We start from the raw sequence: 2,535 nt of genomic DNA, 5'->3' as shown, positions 1-2,535 counted from the left end.
TCTTCGTCCCCGAGAGGGTGCCCAAGCGCTGGGTGGACGAGAAGGCCGGCTTCATCCACCCCTGCATGTCCTTCCCCCTCTCCGACCTGAGGATAAGGATCTAAGGGGTCAGGTCTTGAATCGTGATGCCCCAGGGGGTATCTGGACCTTAGAAGATCGGTCCACTGGGCGGGTGAGGTGACGTCGCCGCGGTACCGCGTCGGCTGGAAGATGGGAGGTCGATGAAGCGAGGCCGCTCTTGGAGGTAGCGCCGGCTTGACCTCTCCTGTGCCGAGCCGTTTCGAGGCGGGCAGGGGATGAGGAGAACTCGTCTCCTGGGTGATTAGATTCCTCCACTTTCCCCGGGAGGGACAGGACGAAGAGCGCGGGGCGGCGCGCCCCTTAGTGGCGTTGCGCGACCGAGGAAAGGGAAACGGTTTCGCGGAGGGCTTTAGGGAGTCAAGCACCGCGAGGAAGCGTTGGGCGCAAAAGGCCTGATCGCCGAAACCCTCCATGGAGAGGAGGTAAGCGCATGGCCGATTATGACGTCATCGTCATCGGGGCGGGGCTGGGCGGCCTGACCGCCGGGGCTCTACTCGCCGGTAAGGGACGCCGCACCCTGGTGCTGGAGCAGAGCGGCAGCATTGGCGGTTGCTGTTCCACTTACGAACGAGAGGGGTACCGCTTCGACGTCGGTGCCACCATCCTGGAGATAATGAGGCCCTTCGAGATACTCTTCCAGAGGTTGGGCACCTCCCTGTGGGAGGAGGTAAAGCTGGAGCCCTGCGACCCGGTGTACGGCATCATCTTCCCGGACGGGTCGCGCCTCGCCTATCCCGCATCCGTGGAGGAGAAGGCGGAGGTCATCTCCCGCATCTCCCCGGAGGACGGCAGGGCGTGGCTGGAATACGCGCATTACGTCGGAGATTTCATGCGCAAGGCGGTGGACAGCTTCTTCCTCGGCCCGGTGAACGGGATGCCGGACATGGCGAGGATCTTCCTACGCGAGCCGCGCCTCCTTAAGTTCCTCCCCCTCTTCGCCCGGTCCTTCGAGGACGTCATGCGCCGTTTCTTCAAGGACGAGAAGGTCCTCGATTCCCTCTCCTACCCGGGCAAGTTCTGCGGTCTTCCGCCCGCCCTGGCGCCCGGCATCTTCGCCTTCCTCTCCTATGCCGAGCACGAGGGGGTCTATTTCCCGAGGGGCGGCATGATCGCCCTTCCCGAAGCCGTGCGCAGGTGTGGCGAGAGGTTCGGAATGCAGTTGCTCCTTAACGCTCGCGTGGAGAAGGTGCTGGTCCGCGGCCGCCGGGTGGAGGGGGTGAGGCTGGCGGACGGGATGGAGATGACCTCCACTGTGGTGGTTTCAGACGTCAACGCCAGGACCCTCTACCTGGAGATGGTCGGCGAGGAGCACCTGCCATGGCTTCCCAGGTATGGGATAAAGAGCTACCGCCTCTCGGCCTCCGCACCCATGATAAACGTGGGCCTGGACCGGAGGCCGCCCCTCGACGCCCACCATACCCTGATCACGGAGTCCATGGAGAAGATGAACGAATACTGGTTCGGGGACATGAGGAAGGGCCTCCTTCCCCGGGAGACCTTCGGCCTGGTCTGCTTCCCCACCTTCTCCGACCCCTCCATGGCTCCCGAGGGGCACCACGTGCTGAACATCGTCCAGTCCGGCCCCTATGGGGTGAGGGAGATCGACTGGGACCGGGACAAGAGGGCCTACGGTGAGCGGCAGCTGGAGCGGCTGAGCAAGAGGGCCATTCCTGGTCTGGCCGATCACGTGACGGTGATGGACGTCCTCACCCCCCGTGATTACGAGCGCCGCCTGCTCCTTCCCGAGGGCGCCATCCTGGGCCTGGACATGGACCTCCCGTCCTCGGCGGTGTTCCGCCCCGCGGCCAGGTCCAAGAGTATCAGGGGCCTTTATCTCTGCGGCGCCTCCACCCATCCCGGGGGCGGCCTGCCCTCGGTGACCGCCTCGGGCATCATCGCCGCCGACCTGGTGGGGAAGTACGAGTGAGTCATGATGACCAAGCGTTACGATCTCGGGCGACCTCACCCTTGATACTGTCGAACTGGCGGGGAAGCAGGAGCAAGAGGACGACGAACGTTCAATTCTGTGCGGGAGGTGGCCTTGGCCCGTTTGAGCAGACTTAAAACTTCGATCCACAGGCGGGAGGATTCGGTAGCCGGGAACCCGCCGCCTTGAGATAGATCCTGCAGGTCGTAAGGTGAGCATTGATTCGGCGGGCCGAGAGGTGCGATTGACCGGCGGAAGGGTTATTAAAATAGATGGGCCGCTGGACCCGGTAAGGAGGCGGCGGACGTCCGGAGGGGCCGGTTGCGGTCAGGGCGGGACGGCCCGACTTTGGGTGACCGGCGGATTATGGAAGTTTATGGAAGTTTATGGAAGCCATGGGAGTTGCCCGTAGCGATGGAGGACGGCTCTCGAAGTGCTGGTGTGTGCGGGTATGAGAAGACGGCCTGGACCGAGAGCGCTTTACCGGGACCCGTGACGGCACCCTGTCCGTATGGGTGACGGATGGG

Annotated in this window: 1 protein-coding gene; it reads left to right on the top strand. The window is 63.8% G+C overall.

Translation table 11 applies throughout. The features are described 5' to 3' along the window. The first annotated feature begins 511 nt into the window (after positions 1 to 511). Entirely contained in the window at positions 512 to 2,008 is a 1,497-nt protein-coding gene (locus H7007_RS02955) for a phytoene desaturase family protein (RefSeq protein ID WP_287153005.1), read from the top strand. Positions 2,009 to 2,535: the final 527 nt, after the last annotated feature.

Source organism: Candidatus Solincola tengchongensis, assembly GCF_015711935.1.
Classification (GTDB): domain Bacteria; phylum Actinomycetota; class Geothermincolia; order Geothermincolales; family RBG-13-55-18; genus Solincola_A; species Solincola_A tengchongensis.
This window is presented reverse-complemented; position numbering and strand designations above follow the sequence as displayed.